This window comes from Streptomyces sp. NPDC047515 (genome assembly GCF_040643055.1).
Classification (GTDB): Bacteria; Actinomycetota; Actinomycetes; order Streptomycetales; family Streptomycetaceae; genus Streptomyces.
The window spans coordinates 1-21518 of the sequence record NZ_JBEYTM010000039.1; the positions used below are offsets into that span (position 1 = coordinate 1).

Genomic DNA, 21518 nt, shown 5'->3' on the forward strand with positions numbered 1-21518 from the left:
CGCCGGAGGCGGAGGTCCCGGACGCCGCGACGCCGCTGACAATCGCGGGCGAGGTCGTTAAGGCCTTGGGGGAGTGCGTGCCAGGGCGTGGCCGCTCGATCAGAGGCCGCCCGACAGGCTCTCAGCCTTCCGGCGGCTCCCCCTGGGCCACCTCCACGCTGCGGCGCAGGTCACGTACTCCGGCCGCCACCCCGGCGAGCGAGGCGGTCATCACGCACAGGAGCAGGGCGGCCACGGCGACCAGTGCCCGACGGCTGTGCGGCCTCGGGGCCCGCAGGAGGGCCGCGACGCGCTGCGGTACCGGTCCGGACGTGGCCGCGGGGGCGAAGGACGGCCTGTGGGACTGTGCCGCGCGGACGGCCAGCGCCGCACGTCCGATCGCACGAGCCGTCAGACGCCGGTCCCCGGTAGCCGCTGCGGCGGCTTCGTCCGCGGCGCGCTCCGCGGACATCTGGACGGCGGCGCGTACCGCCCGCAGGCCGGGGTGGCAGTGGGCGGCGAGTTCGGTCAGCGCCAGGCAGTAGTGGTGACGGCCGTCGAGATGCGCGCGCTCGTGCGCGAAGAGGGCTTCGCGCTCCGCGGCATCGAGGCTGCGGAGCATCTCCGTGGTGACCACGATCCGGTTCGGCCGGCCCGGAAGCGCGTAGGCGTCGGGGTGGGGCGTGTCGATGATGCAGAGGTCCCCCGCGGTGTAACGGGTGTCGGCCTGACTCCTGGCCATGCGCAGGGCCACCGTCTGGCGCAGGGCCGACCTCAGGAGGTTCCACGCACAGACGCCGAGGGCGCCCAGCGAGAGCACGGCGGCGGGCATCATCAGCACACGCGGGGCGGCGACGAACGGGTGGCACAGTGCGCCGATCGCCGCGACGGCGGGAACCTTCAGCAGCCCGGAGAGCATGAGCACCCCCAGCGCGGCCGGCGAGCATCCGGCCAGCACCACCGTCGTCACCGTGAGGAGGAGAAGGGCCGCGGTCGGGTTCAGCCGCTCGACCGCCGCCCGTGCCAACGGGGGCAGGTCGAAGGCGAGAACGACGGGGACGAGAAGGAGAAGGATCACCGCGAGCCGTCCTCCTGCGGTGCGCGCCGCAGGCGTCCGCAAGCGCGGCGCGGGAGGTACGCGACCTCGGCGGGGTCACCCCCGTGGTGGTGTGCGGCCGCAACGCCGGCCTCGCCGCCCGGCTGCGCGGCGCCGGCATCGGGCACGTCTTCGGATGGGTCGAGGACACGCCGGCCCTGATGCACGCCGTCGACGTGCTGGTGCAGAACGCAGGTGGCCTCACCTCCCTGGAAGCACTTGCCGCAGGGCTGCCCGTCGTCTCCTACAACCGCATACCGGGGCACGGCCGGACCAATGCCACCGCTCTCGAAGAAGCAGGGCCGGCCCCGTGGATACGCACAGCGGACCGGCTGGCACCGGTCCTCTCCGCGCTTGTCTCCGGACCGGCCCGGGAACGTCACAGGGAAGCCGGCCTGGCTCTGTTCCACCGCCCGGCCGGGCCGCGTCCCGAGGCCGCCGTGCTCGCGGCCGCCATGCGGCCGTCGGCCGGTGACACGACGACGGTTCGATGGGGCGCGGCGCGCGGCGGCCGTGGAGCCCCGCACCGAAGGAGCGCGGCCGCCGTTCTCGTCGCAGCCGCGGTCGCGGTGACGGGGATGGCGGCCCCCGAGACCACCGAGGCGGCGTTCCGCCACAGCAGCCATGAACTCGTACACGCACTCGACCGTTGACCGCCACTTGCCCGCGCCTGGGGAGCTTCCATGCCGTCGTCCGCCAATACCGCACTGCGCCTGGGCTGTTATGCACTTCCCGCCCTGGCAGCGGCGCAGTGCGCGCCCGCCCTGTCCGCGCTCGGACCGCTGCGCACGAGGCTGCTGCCGCGGCTGTCGGGGGCCGGTCGGCCCGGCCACGTCGCGCTGACCTTCGACGACGGGCCGGATCCGCTGTCCACTCCGTTCTTCCTGCGCCTCCTGGACGCCCATGGCATCCGTGCCACGTTCTTCGTCCTGGGCTCCATGAGCCGGCGCTCCCCCGGCCTGTTGCGCGACATGGCATCGGCCGGGCACGAGATCGGTGTCCACGGGTGGCACCACCGGCCGCTCCCGCTGCGCGGGCCGAAGGCCACGTTCGGCGATCTGCGGCGGGCCCGCGACCTCGTCGCCGATGTCACCGGCGAGGTGCCTCGCCTCTTCCGGCCCCCGTACGGCGCGATGATCACCGCGGCGCACCTGGCCGCGTCGGGCCTGGGACCCACTCCGGTTCTCTGGACCGCCTGGGGCCGAGACTGGACCCGTCGCGCAACCGCCGAGTCCGTCCATCGCACCGTCACCTCACGCTTGCGCGGCGGGGGCACCATCCTGCTGCACGACAGCGACGTGACCTCGGCGCCCGGCGCCTGGCGTTCCGCGCTCGGCGCGCTCCCCAGGATCATCGACACCTGCGGCGAACGGGGGCTGACGATCGGACCGCTGCGTTCGCACGCCCCTTGCCGAACGGATCCGGACTGGTAGCGTTCGCACCGATCGTCCCAGCCGACCGGTGCGCCATCCGATGCGACAAGGGCTGATGCATGAACCGAGACGAGACGCAGAATCCGTTCCCGGGCCGCCCGGACGGCGAGGAATCCCCGAAGGCGTCCACGACGAGCCCGCCGGACGCGCCGCCGGTGGAGCTCACCCCCGCGGCCGCGGATCTGGTGCGCCGGTTGCGCGCGGCACACGGCCCGCTGATGTTCCATCAGTCGGGCGGTTGTTGCGACGGCAGCGCGCCCATGTGCTACCAGGACGGCGAGTTCCGCACCGGCGGCTCCGATGTGTTGCTGACCTCGCTCGACGTCGACGGGGTGGCGGAGCGTGTGCCGTTCTGGATGTCGAGGAGTCAGTTCGAGTTGTGGGCGCACACACGGCTGATCATCGATGTGGTGGAGGGGCGGGGCGGCGGATTCTCTCTGGAGGCCCCGGAGGGCGTGCGGTTCCTGATCCGGTCCCGGCTCGTCGGCTCCTGAGGAGGCGCCGTGCTCCGGCCGTTTGCCGAAGCGGCAAGAATTCTTGTGGGTACGGTGGCGCCGACCGAATGATCGTTGCGCAGATGGAACCGACGGGCGAGGCACACCCGGCCGGGTGACCCGCGTCGCTCGGCGGCCCCCTCGCACGTCAGCCGGTCGCCCCACGAGGAGAAGCACATGCCATCCACCGATCCGCACACCGCTTCGCTGCCGGACGCCGTCCACCGACTGGTGGAGGTGCCCGGAGGGCGTATCCATCTGGTGGAGCAGGGCACCGGCCCCCTGGTCCTGCTGGTCCACGGCTTCCCCGAGTCGTGGTACTCGTGGCACCACCAGTTGCCGGCCATCGCCGCGGCGGGCTGTCGCGCGGTCGCCGTCGATGTGCGTGGCTACGGACGCTCGTCGAAGCCCGGTGAGGCGGAGGCGTACCGGATGGCGGACCACGTCGCCGACAACGTCGGCGTCGTCCACGCACTCGGTGAACAATCCGCGACGATCGTGGGCCACGACTGGGGTTCGACGATCGCGGCGAACAGCGCGCTGCTCATGCCCGAGGTCTTCACCTCCGTGGCCCTGCTCAGCGTCCCGTACGCACCGCGGAACGGTCACCGGCCGACCGAAGCCTTCAGCCGCATCGGTGGCGACGAGGAGTTCTACGTCAGCTACTTCCAGACCCCGGGACGGGCCGAGGCGGAGATCGAACCCGATGTGCGCGGCTGGCTGGCCGGGTTCTACGCCGGACTCTCCGCCGACACGATGCCGTCGGGCGGTGAGGGCAGTCTCTTCTTCGTCCCGCCGGGGGCACGGCTGCGCGACCGGTTCCCCTCCGGCGCCCGTCCTTCCTGGCTGAGCGGGACCGATCTCGATTTCTACGCGGCGGAGTTCGAGCGGACCGGTCTGACCGGGGCGCTCAACAGGTACCGCAACGTCGACCGTGACTGGGAGGATCTCGCGGCCTGGGACGGCGCGCCGATCGGACAGCCCTCGCTCTTCATCGGCGGGGGGCTCGACGCGTCGACCACCTGGATGGCCGACGCCATCGAGAGCTTCCCCGAGACCCTGCCCGGTCTGGTCTCCTCCCACATCCTGCGGGGGTGCGGGCACTGGATCCAGCAGGAGCGCGCCGCCGACGTCAACCGACTGCTCACCGAATGGCTGGGATCGCCTCAGGTGCGCGCCGCCGGCTGAGCCCGCGGGCGGCCCCGGTCACTCCGTGTCCCGAACCGCGACGATTCCGTTGAACACGCCCACGTAGGCCGTTCCGTCGGGACCGATGGTGATCGGCGCCCAGTTGTTGTCGTACGAGGGGCCGGTGCCGGTGAGCTTCTTCCAACGGCGTTCGCCGGTGCGGAAGTCCACCGCGGTCAGGTACCAGGCGTCGATGCCGAGGCTGTTGGGCTCCTTCTCGTAGAAGTACAACAGACCATTGCCGGTGGAGAGTTTGGGCACGGTCGAGGGTGAACGGACGGCGCTCTGCCACACGGTGTCGCAGCCGCTGCCGTCCGCCCGCACGTCGATCCGGGTGACGCCGCCCACCACGCTCCTCCCGAGCAGCAGGGACGTCAGGTTCTCGTAGCCGTAGTTGTTCTCCACGACGAGGCTGTTGCCCCAGCTGATCATGGAGTTGTCGGTGGTCGAGGCGCCGGAGCCGAAGACCGGGACCTTGCAGACGAGCCGCCGGTCCGCGGGCACGTCGATGGCGCGGCGGTAGACCAGGACGTTCATCCGGTCGTCGGCGTTGTCGGTGATCGCGACATAGTCGTCCCCGTCGCCGAAGAGGTCCGGCGTGGTGCCGGAGCCCTGGTCGACCGAGCCGGGTTTGGTGCCGGTTCCCCGGTCGTACGTCTGCCGCCACGCCACCCGTGGGGTTCCGTCCGCCGCGGCCGCGAAGCTGTAGAGGGCGTGGTCGGAGACGATCGAGACACCGTCCTGCGCTACGGAGAACGAGTTCTGGATCTCCTCCCCCGTGAGCCGCACCGAGCGGATGACGGACGTTGTGGGGTCGACCGTACCGACCCTGCCGAGCCGGGTCACCCACCAGATGCGGCCCTGCCAGTCGGGCATCACGGAGGTGACGGGATCGCAGGTGCCGCTGGGGAAGAGGTTGGTCCAGCTGACGCAGTCGTGCGGTACCTGCCCGGTGAGATCCCAGTCGTCGGCGACGACGAAACGCCAACTGCCGTCCGCCGTACGCTCGTGGGCGATCCGCAGGATGTGCTGGCGGGAGTCGGCGAGGACCACGCGGTCCTGCTCGTCGAGGTAGAAGTAGGCGCCGCCCGACGTGTCCTTGAAGATCTTCGAGAAGTCGAGGCGGGTGATGGCCTCGACGGTCGAGGAGCACTGCGGAAGCTTGTACTCGGCCAGAGTGTCCTGGGTGCGCGGATCGAGGAGCTTGAGCAGGAACCCGGTGAATGTGCCGCACACCGTGATCAGCCGGCCCGCCGAGTCGAAGGTGGCGGTGGCGCACTCCCCGCCGAGTGGGGCGATCTTCTCGCTGCGGACTGCGGGGCTGCGGCCGAGAGGGCCCGAGTACGGGTGGGTGCCGCTGCCCGCCGCGTCGGCGTGCATGGTGCTGCGTCCGTTGGGGGCGAGGAAGGGGTGCTGCGGTGGTGCCCGCCCGGGTACGGGCGAGGCCGTGGCGGGCGCCCCTGCGTAGTCGCCGACCAGGCGGTGTCCTGGCGCCTTGGGGATCTCGCCCGCCGAGGCCGCGGTGCCTGGCGCCAGGAGTGCGGTGCCGCAGAGGGCGAGCGCCAGGACCAGCGCGCGAGAACGCGCTCTTCGGGACGAAGGGAACATCGGACTCCTCGGTCGGGTACGGGGGTCGCGCCGCCGCCCGACGCTAGAGCCACCGCCTTGAGGTGTCCATGGAAGTGCGCGGTGTTTCATGCCCGCTTCACGGCACCGCAATACGGCGCGTCGCGAGGCGACCCGGGTCAGCCGGCCAGGGGTCCGGGTTACCGGCTGTGACGGCGCACGCGGTGGTCGAGCATCGCCCGTCGGATCTCGGCGGCCGTCGTCCGCGCGTGGTCCGAGGTCGCGGCTCGTCCGGCCGCTGAAGGAACGAAGCGGTGTCCGGGCCGTCGGCAGTGCGTGCACGCGGTGCCGGTGGTCACGAGGGTGCCGTGCTCGCACTCCGGACGGGAACAGGAACCGGGCCGCAGCAGTTGCTCGGCGATGTCCGTGGCACTCCAGCGCTGCCGGCCGTCCTCGCCCTTCTCGTGGAGCGCGTGGGCCCAGCGGAGATTCCATCGGCGTTCGAGTCGGTCCAGCAACTGGTCGGCACTGCGCGTGGCCAGCTCGCGATGGATCAACGCGGGTACCGACGACGGAAGACGGTGGCCGATCGCCTGCACCAGGGGCTGGGGAAACGCCTGAAGGACATAGCCGACCGGGTCGTTCCCCGCCCTCTCCCGCCACTTCCGGCACGGGCACCCGCCGTCTCGTGGCATTGGGTCGCGACAACGGCCGCACAGACCGCGGCAGTCCCGGCAGAGGCCACCGTCCAGCCCCTCCAGATGCGGTGCCGGGGCCCGGCCGCATTCGCGGCAGCAGGCGGCACACCGGCCGCAGAGCCGTTCATCGCCCGACCTCGTGGTCCAGGGCCGCTGCTGGCAGCGGCAGCAGCGGCCCGTGGTGCAGTACTCGTGGTGGGGAGCAACTCCGCGCCACGGACCCGCCGGGCCGTCGACCTCACCGGAGCCGGAGCCGGCACCGGCCGAGCCACCGCGATCGCCCTTCGCCGACGAGGGAGTCCCCCGTTCTCGCCGTGGGGCGGCGGGGACGGGACGCCGAAGTCAGGGCTTGAGACTGCTGACGACGTCGGCCGTGGCCGTCAGTCCGTTCTGAATGGTCGGCGCCATGCTCGTCCCCGCGAGGAAGAACCCGAGCATGGCGCAGACCACCGCGTGCGAGATCTTCAGCCCCCCGTTGCGGAGGAAAACCACCGCAAGGATCAGCAGAAGCACCACCAGTGAGATCGAAATGGCCATGGCCAACCTCCTTAGCCGCGCCGGAATTGCGGCATTCGGCCGCCAGTGTGGCGTAGCGAGGAGGCCATCCGGCGGACTGGCGTGTCCGCCATATGGGTGTTGACTGGCTGTCACATTGCGATCGGTGCTCCGGGTCAGCCGCCGAGGGGTGCGGTGTCGGTCCGGGCATCCCTGTCATGGGTACGCAGGAAGTGTTCCAGCCCCGCCAGGTCGTCGGTGTTGAGGTGGTCGACGTCGGCCGCCAGCAGTTCGGTCCACACTGCGTCGCGCTCTGGCCCCGCCACGTCGGGCGTGGCCCAGAAGCGGACGCGTCGGCCGCTGCGGTGGGCCGCGGCGACGAGGGAACGCAGTTTGTCGCGTTCGGCCGCGGGGAAGGGGCCCGTTCCGCGCCAAACGAAGCTGTCGCTCCAGCTGCCACTGATGAGCGGGATGAACGAGGCGGCGGCCGCGGCGCCGAGGTCCTCGGGCCGGCCGTCGTAGAAGGCGTACCGCGTGCGCTGCGCCTCCATGGGGACGCGGGCGGCGCGATCACCGGAGACGACGGCCGTGATCGCGCCGGGCCGCACCCGCCCTTGGTGATATATCGTCAGCATGCGTCCGTAGTCGCGGAGTTGACGATCCAGTTCGAGGTAGGCGGCCGCTCCGTCGGTCTTGATGTCGATCAGCAGCTGAACGGGTTCGTGGTAGCCGGCGTGGACGGCGCCGTGATGGGCCCGGACCCTGGCCAGCAGCGGGTCGAGATAGAGCGAGGCAAGGGTACGGGTGGGGTCGAGGTCGGCGACCTCGTGGGCGACCAGCAACTCCCCCTCCACCAGGAAGACGTCGGCCTCGACGCTGGTGAAACCGTGGGCGAGTGCGTCGTACAAGGGGCGCGTGTGCAGATAGTCGTTGTGCGCGTGGGCCCGGCGCAGCGGGCGCGGGCGGTGCCGACCCGCGGCCGAGGGCGCGGCGGACGCGTCGGACGCGGCGGCCGTCTGGAGGGTCAGCACCGCGCCTGCGGCCACGGTGGCGAGCGCGGTGCTGACGACGGTTCGACGGGTCGGGAACGCCATGGGTTCTCCCGGGGACGAGGGGTGGGCCGGACGGCCGGACGCGACCGAGTATGGAATCAGAAATCCATCAACGGTCCTGTACCACACAAGAGTTGACCGGATTGTCGTACCCTCGTCGCCTGCTGTTCCCCGGGTCAGGCCGGGACGGTCCAGCACTGGTTGGCGCCGCCGCAGCTCCGGTCGGACTCATGGACTCCCGCGGTGCTCCCGCTCCGGAGATCTCCTGCCAGCCGACCGTGCGGTCGCACCAGCGTTCCAGCAGCACCCGGTCGTGGCCGACGGCCAGCAGTCCGGCCCCGTGCTCGCGTCGGTACGCCTCGACCACCGCGACAAGCGCGGCGGTCGTCGAAGCGTCGAGCATCGCGGTCATCTCGTCGCAGATCAGCCAGCGCGGCCGCAGGACCAACGCCCTGGCCAGGCAGGCGCGCTGCAGCTGACCGTCGCTCACCTCGTGCGGGCGCCGGTTCAGCAGCTCGGCCGTGAGTCCGACGGCCGGTGCCAGCTCGGCCACCCGGTCCGGCACCTCCGTGCGCCGCCCGGTCGCCCGCAGCGGTTGGGCGATGAGTTCGCGCAGACTGAGCCGGGGGTCGGCCGAGAGCCGGGGTTGCTGGAAGACGACACCGACCGCCGTGCGCTGGGCACGCGGGGCGCGGTGCCGCCAGCGCCGTACCGGTCGGCCGTCGAGCGTGACCGTACCCGCGTCCGGCCGGTGCAGCAGGGCGGCGACCCTGGCCAGGGTGGATTTGCCGCAGCCGCTCGGGCCGAGCAGCCCGACGGACTCTCCGGGGGCGACCGCCAGCGAGGCATCGCGGACGACGGGGTCGCGGGGGTCGTATCCGGCGGTGACGCATGTGAGTTCAAGCATGGGCGGACTCCTCCGCGCCTGCCCGCACACCGTGGTGGCAGGCGAGACGGCCGTCGAACGGGGGCGGTACGGAGCACCGGTCGTCGGCGCGGCCGCAGCGCGGCGCGAACGCGCAGCCGTCGGGAAGTGCTCCGAGCTCCGGTGGCATTCCGGGAATGGCGGTGAACGCACGCTCGGGCAGGGCGTCGAGGAGACCGCGGGCGTACGGGTGGCGCGGACCCGGCTCGCCGAAGAAGCGGTCGGCGTCGTCGAGCTCGATGATGCGGCCCGCGTACATCACGGCGACCCGGTCGGCGATCCGTGCGGCCGCCGCCAGGTCGTGGGTGATGATCAGCAGCGCCCGGCCCCCGTCGGTGTGGCGGCGCAGTTCGTCCACGGTCCGCTCGACCAGGTCGCGGTCGAGTCCGGTGGTGGGTTCGTCTGCCAGGAGCACAGGCGCGTCACCGATCAGGGCGAGCGCGGTGGCGGCGCGCTGGGCGAGTCCGCCGGAGAGCTGGTGCGGGTGGTTGTCCAGGTGGTCGGCCGGAAACGCGGCACGCGCGGCGGCCCTCTCCGCCGCCGCGCGCAGCGCAGGCTTCCGGGTACCGGTCAGTTCGCGGAGAGTCTCCTCCAGTTGGGCCCGCACCGTACGGACCGGGGTGAGATGGGCCGCGGGGCTCTGCGGTACGAGCGCGACACGGCGGCCCCGTACCGTGCGGGCGAGGGTCCGCTCATCGGCGGTGAGGAGATCGGTGCCGTCCCCGAGCACCGCCGAGCCCGCGGTGCGCGCGTTGCCGGGGAGCAGCCCCAGCAGCGCGGAAGCGAGCACGGACTTGCCGCAGCCGCTCTCGCCGACCAGGGCCAGGCACTGCCCCGCTGCGAGGTCGAAGTGCGCGTCGCTGACTGCCGCGATGTGCCGTCCGCCGCGCATCCGGAAGCGGACGGAGAGCCCGCGGACGGAGAGCACCGGGGCCGACGAGTCCGGAGCCTGGGGGTCCGGGGTGGTCTTCACAGCATCAGCTCCGATCGGCGTCGGGGGTTGATCCGTTCCCGCCAGGCGCCGGCGAGTCCTGCCAGAGCGAGGGTCGGGATGATGAGGAACAGACCGGGGAAGAGCGTCGGCCACCAGTCCCCGGCGAGCAGCGAACCGCGCGCCTGCTGCACGAGGTTGCCCAGGCTCGCCTGGTGGGTGGGGAGTCCGAGCCCCAGGAAGGAGAGGGCGGACTCGTGCCACATGGCGTGCGGCACCATGAGCACCGCCGCGAGACCCGCCTGTGGCAGCACCGCGGGCAGCAGATGCCGGACGACGACCCGCCCGCGCGAGGCGCCGCCGGAGATCGCCGCGTCGATGAACGGCCGCGAGCGCAGCGACAGCACTTCGGAGCGGACGATCCGGGCCGTCGAGAGCCAGTGCGTGAGGGCGACGGAGACGATCACCGGTCCGACGCCGGGCCGGAACATCGCGATGATGAAGATACCGAGCAGCAGATGGGGTACGGACGAGAAGGTGTCCACGAGTCGCATGACGATCCGGTCGGTCCACCCCCCGAACGCGGCGGCGAGCGCGCCGACCGCGGTCCCGATGACGGTGGCGGTGACCCCGGCGACGATGCCGACGAGCAGCGAGACGCGGAGCCCGTAGACACATCGCAGGAGCAGGTCGCGGCCGACGTCGTCGGTGCCGAACGGGTGCTTCCAGGACGGCGGCCTGAGTTTCGCCGCGAGGTCGACGGCCTGCTGGTCGAGCTGGACCAGCGGCGGTACCAGGAGGACCGCGAGCAGCACCGCGGCGACGATTCCGACGGAGCTCACGACGCGGATGCGGCGGGTGGCCCGGCGGGTGTTCCCGAAGACGGGTTCAGCCATCGAAGCCCACTCTCGGGTCGGCGATCGCGTACAGCAGATCGGAGAGGAGGTTGCCGAGGACGACCGCCGCGGTGGCGAGCACCGTGAGTGCCGCGAGCAGCGGGAAGTCGACGGAGGTGGCGGCCTGCACGGTGGCGGCGGCGATGCCGGGCCAGCTGAAGACCGTCTCGACGAGCAGGGCACCGGTGATGAGTTCGGGGACGCGGGAGCCGATGAGGGTGAGCATCGGCAGCATCCCGGAACGCAGTGCGTGGCCGAGCAGCACGGTGCGTTCACGCAGTCCGCGGGCACGGGCCCCGCGCACCGGGTCCTCGTCGAGCGCGTCGGCGACGCCCTGTCGTACGTAGAGGAAGAACCAGGGCAGTTGGGAGATCCCGAGCACGGCCGCGGGGAGCACCAGGTGGGTGGCGACCTGGCCGAAGGTGACCGTGTCGCTGGCCGCGTCGGTGAGGCCGCCGGCCGGGAGCGCATCGAGTTTCAGGGCGAAGAACCAGATGGCGAGCAGTCCGAGCCAGAAGGCCGGGGCGGCTTCGAGTGTGTACGCGGCCGAGCCGGCACACCGGTCGAGGAGGCCGCCGGGCCTGCGCGCGGCCAGCACGCCGAGGCCGGTTCCCAGGACGACTGCGAGGAGGAAAGCGGTCGCGGCGAGCAGCACGGACCAGCCCAGGCGTTCGCCGATGACATCGGCGACCGGCTGGCGCATCACGCTGGAGTCGCCGAGATCACCGCTCAGCGCGGAGGTCAGCCAGTTCCACCAGCGGGTCACGAGGGGCTGGTCGACGCCGAGGTTGGCCCGCAGCTGATCGAGGTTCTCCTGCGAGGCCGTGAGGCCCGCGGTGCCCGCGTACGCCTTGACCGGGTCGAAGGGGGAGGCGGCGGCCACGGCGAAGACACCGAACGTCACGACGGCCAGGACGGGGACGGCGAGCAGTACCCGCCGTCCCGCCATCCTGCCCATCGGCCCCCAGGGGAGGCGGTGGCTCACTTCTTCGGCGTCCAGTCCTCGACGTTCCACCACGGGCCGGAAGCCAGACCGTGGTCGTGCGGTTCGACCTGGGTGGTGAGGGTGCCGAATCGGTCCTTCACGACGTAGAGGTGGTCGATGTGGGTGAGGAAGGTGTAGCCGGGGTTCTTCACCAGTTCGCGCTGGACGGTGTCGTAGGCGGCCTTGCGTGCGGCCTGGTCACCGCTTCTGCGGCCCGCTTCGAGGGCCTGGTCGACGGCCTTGTTGTCGTACCACGCCATGTTGTTGAAGCCGTCGCCCGCGAGCGAGGACGTCAGCAGGGTGTACTGGTCGAAGTCGGGGTCGGCGGGCGATCCGCCGCCGGCGAGGACCGCGTCCTGCTTCATCCGGGGCTCGATGACCTCCCAGGTCCCGGCCTCGGTGGTGATGGCGATGCCGGCCTTCTTGGCGTCGGAGGCATAGGCGAGCGCGTGGTCCTGGCGGAGCTTGTCGCCGGTGAGGTACCAGAGCGGGAACGCCGCGCGTACGCCGTCCTTGGTGCGGATGCCGTCCTTGCCGGGCTTCCACCCGGCCTCGTCGAGGATCTTCTTGGCGGCGGCGAGGTCGTGGGGGCGTTCGGTGCCCTTGGCGAACCACTCGCTGTCGGTGGGGACGGGACCGTAGGCCGGCCTGCCCTCGCCGTTGAGGATGGAGTCGACCATGGCCCGGCGGTCGACGGCTACGTCGAGGGCGCGGCGGATCGCGGTGTCGCCCGCGACCTTGTTGTGCGTGGGCAGGGTCACCGTGCGGTAGTCGTACGTCGTGGCGGCGTACGTCCGCATGCCGCTGCCGCGGGCGAAGCCCTTGGCCAGGTTGGGCGGCAGGATCGCGCCGTCGAGCTCGCCGGAGCGCAGCCGGGTGGCGCGTACGTCGTCGTCCTTGATGATCGCCATGGTGAACTTCTTCACCTTCGGCGCCCCGCCCCAGTAGTCGGGGTTGGCCCTGAAGCTCAGCTTCTCGCCCTTGGACCACTTGGTGAGGAGGTACGGTCCGGTGCCGATGGGGTGGGTGGTGAAGGCGCCGGTGTTGACATCCTGCTTGCCCGCGACGTGTTCGGGGGCGATGGGCAGGACCGTGCGCTGCGCGAAGGGCGCGTAGGGGTACTTGAGCGTGAAGACCACGGTGTCGTCGCCGGACGCCTCGACGCTCTTCACCGCGTCCAGTTCGGTCCGGGACGCGTTGTTGGTCTTCTCGTCGAGGATGGTGCGGTAGGTGAAGACGACGTCCTTCGCGCCGAACGGCTTCCCGTCGCTGAACTTCACGCCACCGCGGAGCTTGTACGTGTACGTCAGTCCGTCGTCGCTCACCTCGGGCAGGGCCGTGGCGAGCGCGGGCCTCAGCTTCATGTTCCCGTCGAGGGCGAGCAGCCCGTCGAATATTTTGGAGTTGCCGTCCTTGCCGTAGCCCAGGAGCGGGCTGAGACTGTCGGGCTCGTAGGCGATACCGACCACCGCCGAGTCCCCCGCGCCCGAGCCGGAGCCGCTGCCGTCCGTGCCACCCGGTTGTGAACAGGCCGCCGCGGTCAACGACAGCACGGTCGCCAGTGTCACGGCGACCGCTCCCCGTATCGATCGGGCCGTCATACTCTGCACATCCCTTATTGAAGATCGACTGTTGTTGCGAGTCAGTCGCAATTAAACAACAGGTAAAGGGATGCTCGGTACCCCGCCGCAGGGGAGAACGACGGAGCGGAGGTGCGTGTGCACACACCTCCGCTCCCAAGTCCCCCGGTGTCGCGGGCCGTTCCCCGCGTCCGGCTACGGCGCGGGCAGTTCCACGAGTTCGGCGACGGTCCCGCGATGGTGTCCTGCCGTGCCGTACGCGATCGAGTCGGCCTTCGCGCGCTTGAGGTACAGGTGCGCCGGGTGCTCCCAGGTCATGCCGATGCCGCCGTGCAGCTGGATGCACTCCTCCGCCGCGTGCACCGCGACCTTCGAGCAGTAGGCCTGTGCGACGGCCACCGCCAACGGCGTGTCGGGGCTGCCGGTCGCGAGGGCGTCCGCGGCGTTCCGCGCGGCGGCGCGGGCCGAGACGACCTCCAGCCAGAGCTGTGCCATGCGGTGCTTGAGTGCCTGGAAGGAGCCGATCGGCCGGTTGAACTGGTGCCGTTCACGGGTGTGGCGGACCGTCTCGGTCAGGCACCACTCGGCGATTCCGAGCTGTTCGGAGGCGAGCAGACCGGCACCGGCCAACAGCCCCCGGCGCACGGCGGCGACCGCGGACGCGCCGTCGGCCAGACGGATTCCGACGGCGCCGGCGAGGGTGACGGTGGCGAGCGGGCGGGTCAGGTCGAGGGGGACGACGGGTTCGACGGTGACACCTTCGGCCCCGGTCTCCACCGCGTACAGGCCGTCGGTCGTGGGCACCAGCAGCACATCGGCCGCGGACGCGTCGGCGACGCCGGTCATCCTCCCCTCCACCTCGCCGGCGACGACACCGGCCGGTTGCGCGGCTCCGGGCCCCGAGGCGGAGAACGGCACGGCGAGGACCGCGACCTTGTGCCCGGTGGCGAGGTCGCCGAGGAGACCTTCGACCGGCCCGTCCTGCGTCGGCAGCGCGAGAAGCGTCTCGGTGGCGACGACCGCGCTCGTCAGATACGGGGCGGGGGCGACGCTGCGGCCCAGCTCCTCCAGCACCACCGCGGCCTCGCGATGGCTCGCGCCCTGGCCCCCCAGCCTCTCCGGCACCAGCAGCCCCGCGGTGCCGATGTCGGCGGCGAGGGCCTTCCAGAGCCGCGGGTCGTAGGGCGTGTCGGACTCGACGCGGGCGAGCACCGTCGGCGCGTCACACCGGTCGGTGAGCAGTGACCGCACCGCTGCCCGCAAATCGTCCTCGGCCTCGGAGTACAGCAGATCGGGGGCCCGGGTCTCTTCGGTCGGTGCGGTCATCGGGCCAGGTCCTTCCAGGCGACGTCCTTGTCGTTGCGCGGTTCGACGGGCAGGCCGAGTACGCGCTCCGCGACGATGTTGAGCAGTACCTCGCTGGTGCCGCCCTCGATGGAGTTGCCCTTGGAGCGGAGGTATCGGTAGCCGGCGTCACGTCCGGTGAAGTCGACGAGCTCCGGGCGGCGCATCGTCCAATCGCTGTACAACAGGCCTTCCTCGCCGAGGAGTTCGACTTCCAGGCCGCTGATCTCCTGGTTGAGCCGGGCGAAGGACAGCTTCATTCCGGAGCCTTCGGGGCCGGGCTGTCCGGCGACGAGCTGCTGGCGCAGCCGGGTGCCGGTGAGCCTGGCGACCTCGGCCTCGACCCAGAGGGTCAGCAGGCGCTGATGAAGGTCGTGGGTGCGCAGTTCGGGCCGCTCTCGCCAGGTGCGGGCGACCGGGCCGATCATGCCGCCCTCACGCGGGATGCGCGCCCCGCCGATGGAGACCCGCTCGTTCATCAGGGTGGTCCGGGCGACCTTCCAGCCTTCGCCGACCGGGCCGAGGCGCCTGCTGTCCGGGATGCGTACACCGGTGAGGAACACCTCGTTGAACTCGGCCTCGCCGGTGATCTGACGCAACGGCCTGACCTCGACACCGGGGTCGGTCATGTCGCAGATGAAGTAGCTGATGCCGAGGTGCTTGGGCTGGTCCGGATCGGTGCGGGCGATGAGGATCGCCCAGCGGGCCAGATGGGCGCTGGACGTCCAGACCTTCTGCCCGTCGACCACCCAGTCCTCGCCGTCGCGGACCGCGCGGGTGCCGAGCGCGGCGAGGTCGGAGCCCGCGCCCGGTTCGCTGAAGAGCTGGCACCAGACCTCCTCGCCGACCCACAACGGCCGCAGGAAGCGCTGCTTCTGCTCGTCGGTGCCGTAGCCGAGGATGGTGGGAGCGGCCATGCCGAGACCGATGCCGATCCGGCGCGGGTCGTTGTCGGGGGCGCCCGCGGCGGCGAGTTCGGCGTCCACGACGGGCTGCAGGGATCGCGGCGCGTCGAGACCACCGAGGCCGGCCGGGTAGTGCACCCAGGCGAGTCCGGCGTCGAAGCGTGCCCTGAGGAAGTCGGTGCGATCGGTGGTGGCCGCGGGGTGTGCGGCCAGCAGGTCCTGGGCGCGGCGGCGGAGTTCGGCGGCGTCGGGGGCCTTCATCGGGCGGCTCCTGACGGGAGGACGACGATCCGGCCGGTGCTGGTGCCGTCGGCGACCCGCTGTACGGCAGCAGCGGCCCCGGCGAGCTCGACCCGCTCGCTGATCAGCGGCTTGATGGCACCCTGAGCCGCCAGACGGGTCAGCTCGTCGTGGCAGCCGCGGACCGCGGTCGGGTCCTTGGTGTTGTACAGGCCCCAGTGAAGCCCGACGATCGAGTAGTTCTTGACGAGGGCGTGATTCAGCGCCGGGGCGGGGATGACGCCGCTCGCGAAACCCACGACGACCACCCGGCCCTCGAAGGCGATGCACTTCACGGACTTGGCGTACGCGTCGCCGCCGACCGGGTCGTACACCACGTCGGCGCCGCGTCCGTCGGTGGCTTCCTTGACCGCGGCGACGATGTCCTCACCATGGCGGTCGATGACCAGGTCGCAGCCGAGCGCGGTGGCGGTCTCGGCCTTCTCGGGGCCTCCGACGACACCGATGACGGTGGCTCCGGCCGCCTTGCCGAGCTGGACGGCCGCGCTGCCGACACCACCGGCCGCCGCATGGACCAGGAGGGTCTCGCCCGCCCGGAGGTGCGCCCTGCGGTGCAGGCCGAACCAGCCGGTCTGGTAGCCGATGTGCAGGGCGGCGGCCTCGGCATCGTCCAGGGTCTCCGGGGCGGGCAGGAGCGCCGCCTCGTCCGCGACGACGTACTCGGCGAATCCACCGTTCGGCAGAGCCGGGGTGGCGAGCACCCGCCGTCCGTCCGCCACCCTGCCGCAGATCTCCACGCCGGGGGTGAACGGCAGGGGCGGGCGCACCTGGTACTGGCCGCGGCAGAGCAGCGCGTCGGGGAAGTTGATGTTCGCCGCGAGCACCTCGACGAGCACCTGCCCGTCACCGGGCGTGGGCCGGTCGGTCTCTTCGAGCCGCATCACCTCGCTCGGCTCGCCGTTCCGGTGCACTCGCCATGCCTGCATGAGGGGCCTCCACAACACTGTCGGCATTACCACTGCTTCGGCGCATACTAAGCGGTCGCTTGCCTCTGTGGGAACTACCTGCCCATGCCGGTTTCGGCCTCAGACGCACAGGGATGCGCCCGGTCCCGCCCGAAACTCCTCGGGCGGGACCGGGCGTGGGAGGGTTGCGTGAGCCGGGGGCGAACGGCGGGATCCCTCTCCCCCGTCCGCCCGCCGGGCCTCAGTCCTGCCCGGTCACCACCACTTCGGCGATCTGCGGCGCCGCCGAACCCGTACGCCAGAGAAGACGTACCGAGTCGGCCGTGCGGGCCGCCGTGCGCACCCGGCTGTACGGGCCGTCGAGCGCGCCGATGGTCTGCCAGGATCCGTCGGCGCCCCGCAGCTGGATGTCGGCGCGACCGGCGGATCCGGCCGGCTGCAGGACGGTGACGGACCGTACGGAACGAGCGGTGCCGAGCGCCACCTCCAGCGCCTCCCCCGCCTCAGGGGCGCGGGCCGCCCGGTAGACGGTGCCGGGGTCTCCGTCGGAGGCCGCCCGCAGCGAGGATCCGGCCGCGGCGGGCGGTCCGCCGGTCACGGCTCCATCCGCGGTCGCCACGCCGAACTCGCGCACGACGAGCCAGTTCTCCTGGCCGGCGGTCGCCCGTGCCCGCACATAGCGCGCCTTGGTTCCGGCCGGCACGGTCGCGGTGACGTCCGGCCTTCCGGAGAAGGCGATGAGCTGCTGCCACTGCTGTCCGTCGGCCGAGTACTCGAGAACCCCTTCGTGGAGGTAGTCGTCGGCGCTGCCGGGTTTGGCCATGGCGAGAGTGATGTCGCCGATGTCCCGTATCCGGCCCAGGTCCACGGTGATCCCGTCACCGGCGGCGGGCGCCCCATCGCTCCAGAAGTAGGTGGAGTCGTCGCCGTCGAGCATCCGCGCCGGCGCGTTGCTCTGATACGTACCCAGGCTGGTCGTCACCGAGGGCCGCCCGCTCACCCCGAGTATCCGGTCGTGCTCGGCGTTCGCCGCGTCGATGAAGCGGTCCAGCACCCCGTCACCGACGAGGACCGGCACCTTGCGGCCGTCCAGGCCCGTGTAGGTGAAGGACTTCGCCGTGGTGACCTGTGCGGCCAACCGCTGCCGGAGCTCCCATGCCTGCGCGCCCTTCCCGGCGCGGGCGGCCTCGACCATGCTCAGAGCCGTACGGGCGGCGACGGCCCAGGACTTGGTCGCGTCCAGCCAGGGGCCGGAGTCGGCGAGGAAGCCCCGGTCCGGGAGACCGCTGCGCAACCGGTCGGGGGCGGAGCCGAGCACGCCGAGCACCGAGGCGAGGTGGGCGGCGTCGCCGGACTTCCAGTAGTCGGCGAACTCCGCGGCCAGTTCGGGAGCCTGGTCCTTGTTGAGCGCCGAGCTGTAGTTGACGTCGGCGAAGGCCCGGAGCGCCTTCTCGGTGCGCGGGTCGCCGCCCGCGTACTCCTTGAGCCCCTCGCCCCACGAGGTGCGGGGGTCGTACGCGGCGTCGTTCCACGCGTAGTCGGCGACGGTGTACAGGGCGATCTTCGAGGCGTACGGCTGGATCATCGGGTTGGCGGTGATCCCGGCCAGCTCGCCGGGCAGCCCCTTCTCCCGTCCGTTGAACGGGCCGAGCAGCAGCCGGTCGGTCGCGTAGTCGTTGACCGGGTAGTTGTCCCACGTCAGGATCGGGTGGCCGAAGACCGCGCGGGCGGCCTCGGCCTGGGCGACGGTCATGGTCGGGGCAACGACTCCCACGCCGGTCCATTCGACGAGGACATCGGGGTCGAGCTGCTCGGACAGCGCCTTCTTGTACGGCGACGCGGAGACGTTGTAGTACTCGGTGGGGACCATCTGCAGTGGCTGGGCGCCCGGGTGGGTGGAGATGAACTCCTTGTTGACCCGGTTGAGCAGATAGGCCTGCGCCGCGCCCGCCGCGCCGCCGCCGGTCCCCCATTTCGCCTTGTCCTCGGCGCAGTTCCAGTCGGTGTAGCTGATGTCGTCGAGCGGCACGGCGAAGGTCCGCACGCCGATGTCCCAGATCGTCTGGAACTTCTCGACCAGTGCCTCGGCGTCGGCATCTGAGCTGTAGCAGACCGAGAGGCCGGGCGAGAGCGCGTAGGTGAACTCCACGTGCCGCTGGACGGCCCGGTCGGTGAGCTCCTTGATCTGGGCCAACCGGTCGGCGGGGTAGGAGTCGCGCCATTTCGCCCGGAGATACGGATCGTCCTTCGGCGAGTACACGTAGATGTTCATCTTGTGCTCGCCGTAGTAGTCGAGCTGGTCGAGCCGGGCCTCGTGCGACCACGGGGTGCCGTAGAAGCCCTCGATGACCCCGCGCAGCGCGGTGCCGGGCCAGTCGCGCACGGCGAGCCCGGCGACCTCGGCACCCGGATGTCTCTCCTGTGGCAGGACCTGGCGCAGGCTCTGTGCGGCGTAGTAGGTGCCTGTGGTGTCCTTGCCCGCGAGGACGATGCGATCGGCGCCGATGCCGAGGACGTAGCCGTCGGCGGGCAGTGCCGACGGGCCGTCGAGACGCAGGGCGGCGAGCGCGGCGGCATCGCCGACATGGACGGTGAGCCCGCTCCTGCCGGGCTTGTCCCCGCGTACCACGCGCTGCGCTCCGGCCCGGCGCAGCGCGCTCTCCACCACGCGCAGGGAAGGCTCGTCGGAGGTCGCGCCCGCCACCAGGGTGACGGTGGGGCTGATGGTGATCCGGTCGGTTCGGTTCTTCACGGACTGCGGGGTCGGCGTGATGACCGGAGTGCCCCGGCCGTCGTCGGCCTGCGCCTGACGGGTGGTCCGGGTGCTGTCGGCTGCCTGAGCGGGCGGCACTGCGGTCAGCAGGCCGCCCGCGAGCAGGGTCGCCGCCGCGCCGAGCGCGGTGAGACGGGATGGGCGAGGCGTCACTGGTCCTCCATTGATCACTCAAGTCACCGGAGTCGCGCAACACAACAACACTGAATTCAACATCACGACGCTTACATGTCAATGGTCTGGACAACATCAACTCACTGACCTGCGATTTTGCATCCACAAGCCCCACTCGTGAGGCATGACAGCAGGCGACGCCGGCAGGCGACGACTCGGGCCCGAAGAAGACGATCGCGGCGGACTTTGCATGATCATGCGAGATTATGCATACTCTTCCTATGTCTAAGGTCCTCACCTCTCTCCCCGCCGGCGAGCGCGTCGGCATCGCCTTCTCGGGCGGTCTCGACACCTCGGTCGCTGTCGCGTGGATGCGCGACAAGGGCGCCGTCCCGTGCACCTACACCGCCGACATCGGCCAGTACGACGAGCCCGACATCGCCTCGGTGCCCGGCCGTGCGAAGACCTACGGCGCCGAGATCGCGCGCCTGGTCGACTGCCGCGCGGCACTGGTCGAGGAGGGCCTGGCCGCGCTCACGTGCGGGGCGTTCCACATCCGCTCGGGCGGGCGCGCCTACTTCAACACCACGCCGCTCGGCCGCGCCGTCACGGGCACCCTGCTGGTCCGGGCGATGCTTGAGGACGACGTACAGATCTGGGGCGACGGCTCGACCTTCAAGGGCAACGACATCGAGCGGTTCTACCGGTACGGCCTGCTCGCCAACCCGCACCTGCGGATCTACAAGCCCTGGCTGGACGCGGACTTCGTGACCGAACTCGGCGGCCGCAAGGAAATGTCGGAGTGGCTCGTCGCCCACGACCTGCCCTACCGCGACAGCACGGAGAAGGCGTACTCCACGGACGCCAACATCTGGGGCGCCACCCACGAGGCCAAGACCCTGGAGCACCTGGACACCGGCGTGGAGACGGTGGAGCCGATCATGGGCGTGCGGTTCTGGGACCCCTCGATCGAGATCGCCACCGAGGACGTGACCATCGGCTTCGACCAGGGCCGCCCGGTGACGATCAACGGCAAGGAGTTCCCCTCCCCCGTCGACCTGGTGATGGAGGCGAACGCCATCGGCGGCCGGCACGGCATGGGCATGTCGGACCAGATCGAGAACCGGATCATCGAGGCCAAGAGCCGCGGCATCTACGAGGCGCCCGGCATGGCCCTGCTGCACGCGGCGTACGAACGCCTGGTCAACGCGATCCACAACGAGGACACCCTCGCCCAGTACCACAACGAGGGACGGCGCCTCGGCCGGCTGATGTACGAGGGCCGCTGGCTGGACCCGCAGGCCTTGATGGTGCGGGAGTCGCTCCAGCGCTGGGTCGGCGCGGCCGTCACCGGCGAGGTGACGCTGCGGCTGCGGCGCGGCGAGGACTACTCGATCCTCGACACCACGGGCCCGGCGTTCAGCTACCACCCGGACAAGCTGTCCATGGAGCGCACCGAGGACTCGGCGTTCGGCCCGGTCGACCGCATCGGCCAGCTCACCATGCGCAACCTCGACATCGCCGACTCGCGCGCCAAGCTGGAGCAGTACGCCGGGATCGGCCTGATCGGCACCGCCAATCCCGCCATCGGCGCTGCCCAGGCGGCCGCGACCGGGCTGATCGGCACCATGCCGGAGGGCGGCGCCGAGGCCATCGCCTCCCGTGGCGAGGTCTCCGGCGAGGACGAGATGCTGGACCGCGCCGCGATGGAGTTCGGCACGGACTGACCAGCCCGTCGGACGGAAGGTCCGACACCCTCAGGGGGAACGCATCACCGGAGAAGGCCGGTTCGGCGCCATTGGCGCTGGACCCGTTCTTCCAGGCGTACCGCGACGTCATGCCCTTCCTCATCACCAAGG

At 71.3% G+C, this 21518-nt stretch carries 18 protein-coding genes and 1 pseudogene; 5 read left to right on the forward strand and 14 right to left on the reverse strand.

All coding sequences use genetic code 11. The features are described 5' to 3' along the window. Positions 1-121: 121 nt before the first annotated feature. Entirely contained in the window at positions 122-1057 is a 936-nt protein-coding gene (locus ABZ826_RS27050; RefSeq protein WP_361453480.1) for a M48 family metalloprotease, read from the reverse strand. Positions 1058-1146: 89 nt separating this feature from the next. On the opposite strand from ABZ826_RS27050, the gene ABZ826_RS27055 reads away from it, so the two are divergent. The 4 genes from ABZ826_RS27055 (at position 1147) to ABZ826_RS27070 (ending at position 4190) form a co-directional block, all read left to right on the forward strand. Next, positions 1147-1728, forward strand: a complete 582-nt coding sequence (locus tag ABZ826_RS27055) for a hypothetical protein (protein ID WP_361453483.1) — start codon at positions 1147-1149, stop codon at positions 1726-1728. A gap of 30 nt (positions 1729-1758) precedes the next feature. Then, the gene (locus ABZ826_RS27060) at positions 1759-2508 is read left to right on the forward strand and encodes a polysaccharide deacetylase family protein (protein WP_361453486.1); all 750 of its coding nucleotides are present in this window, start codon (positions 1759-1761) and stop codon (positions 2506-2508) included. Positions 2509-2663: 155 nt separating this feature from the next. Beyond that, the gene (locus ABZ826_RS27065; protein WP_361453675.1) at positions 2664-3002 is read left to right on the forward strand and encodes a DUF779 domain-containing protein; all 339 of its coding nucleotides are present in this window, start codon (positions 2664-2666) and stop codon (positions 3000-3002) included. Positions 3003-3179: 177 nt separating this feature from the next. Next, complete coding sequence (locus ABZ826_RS27070) at positions 3180-4190, forward strand: alpha/beta hydrolase (RefSeq protein WP_361453489.1); 1011 nt, start codon at positions 3180-3182, stop codon at positions 4188-4190. Positions 4191-4208: 18 nt separating this feature from the next. On the opposite strand, the gene ABZ826_RS27075 is transcribed toward ABZ826_RS27070, so the two are convergent. From ABZ826_RS27075 to ABZ826_RS27135, 13 genes and pseudogenes are all read right to left on the reverse strand, one after another. Beyond that, positions 4209-5798 carry a hypothetical protein gene (locus tag ABZ826_RS27075; protein ID WP_361453492.1) on the reverse strand — a complete coding sequence of 530 codons (1590 nt, stop codon included), beginning with the start codon at positions 5796-5798 and terminating at the stop codon, positions 4209-4211. A gap of 158 nt (positions 5799-5956) precedes the next feature. Beyond that, positions 5957-6658, reverse strand: a pseudogene (locus ABZ826_RS27080) (hypothetical protein); the annotation flags it as partial. A gap of 138 nt (positions 6659-6796) precedes the next feature. Next, on the reverse strand, positions 6797-6991 hold the full coding sequence (locus ABZ826_RS27085) for a hypothetical protein (RefSeq protein WP_361453495.1): 195 nt from the start codon (positions 6989-6991) through the stop codon (positions 6797-6799). A 134-nt stretch (positions 6992-7125) separates the two neighbouring features. Then, positions 7126-8043 carry a phosphatidylinositol-specific phospholipase C/glycerophosphodiester phosphodiesterase family protein gene (locus ABZ826_RS27090; RefSeq protein ID WP_361453498.1) on the reverse strand — a complete coding sequence of 306 codons (918 nt, stop codon included), beginning with the start codon at positions 8041-8043 and terminating at the stop codon, positions 7126-7128. Positions 8044-8110: 67 nt separating this feature from the next. After that, positions 8111-8908, reverse strand: coding sequence for an ATP-binding cassette domain-containing protein (locus tag ABZ826_RS27095; protein ID WP_361453501.1), 798 nt, complete (start codon positions 8906-8908; stop codon positions 8111-8113). Next, on the reverse strand, positions 8901-9818 hold the full coding sequence (locus ABZ826_RS27100; protein WP_361453678.1) for an ABC transporter ATP-binding protein: 918 nt from the start codon (positions 9816-9818) through the stop codon (positions 8901-8903). Before ABZ826_RS27100 ends, ABZ826_RS27095 begins: the two co-directional genes overlap by 8 nt. Before the next feature lie 77 nt (positions 9819-9895). After that, positions 9896-10753 (reverse strand): ABC transporter permease, encoded by an 858-nt coding sequence (locus ABZ826_RS27105; protein ID WP_361453504.1) that lies wholly within the window; start codon positions 10751-10753, stop codon positions 9896-9898. After that, positions 10746-11711 carry an ABC transporter permease gene (locus ABZ826_RS27110; protein ID WP_361453681.1) on the reverse strand — a complete coding sequence of 322 codons (966 nt, stop codon included), beginning with the start codon at positions 11709-11711 and terminating at the stop codon, positions 10746-10748. The genes ABZ826_RS27105 and ABZ826_RS27110 overlap by 8 nt, the downstream gene beginning before the upstream one ends. Before the next feature lie 23 nt (positions 11712-11734). Then, a complete protein-coding gene (locus ABZ826_RS27115) occupies positions 11735-13339 on the reverse strand; it encodes an ABC transporter substrate-binding protein (RefSeq protein WP_361453507.1) in 1605 nt (534 codons plus the stop codon). Positions 13340-13513: 174 nt separating this feature from the next. Further along, complete coding sequence (locus tag ABZ826_RS27120) at positions 13514-14644, reverse strand: acyl-CoA dehydrogenase family protein (protein ID WP_361453510.1); 1131 nt, start codon at positions 14642-14644, stop codon at positions 13514-13516. Continuing rightward, positions 14641-15828 (reverse strand): acyl-CoA dehydrogenase family protein, encoded by a 1188-nt coding sequence (locus tag ABZ826_RS27125; protein ID WP_361453513.1) that lies wholly within the window; start codon positions 15826-15828, stop codon positions 14641-14643. Before ABZ826_RS27125 ends, ABZ826_RS27120 begins: the two co-directional genes overlap by 4 nt. Beyond that, complete coding sequence (locus tag ABZ826_RS27130) at positions 15825-16793, reverse strand: NADPH:quinone oxidoreductase family protein (RefSeq protein WP_361453516.1); 969 nt, start codon at positions 16791-16793, stop codon at positions 15825-15827. Before ABZ826_RS27130 ends, ABZ826_RS27125 begins: the two co-directional genes overlap by 4 nt. A gap of 220 nt (positions 16794-17013) precedes the next feature. Continuing rightward, positions 17014-19698, reverse strand: coding sequence for a beta-N-acetylglucosaminidase domain-containing protein (locus ABZ826_RS27135; RefSeq protein ID WP_361453519.1), 2685 nt, complete (start codon positions 19696-19698; stop codon positions 17014-17016). 242 nt (positions 19699-19940) lie between these two features. Here ABZ826_RS27135 and argG point away from each other — a divergent pair, with 242 nt between their 5' ends. Continuing rightward, a complete protein-coding gene (gene argG / locus ABZ826_RS27140; protein WP_361453522.1) occupies positions 19941-21386 on the forward strand; it encodes an argininosuccinate synthase in 1446 nt (481 codons plus the stop codon). The last annotated feature ends 132 nt before the right edge of the window (positions 21387-21518 follow it).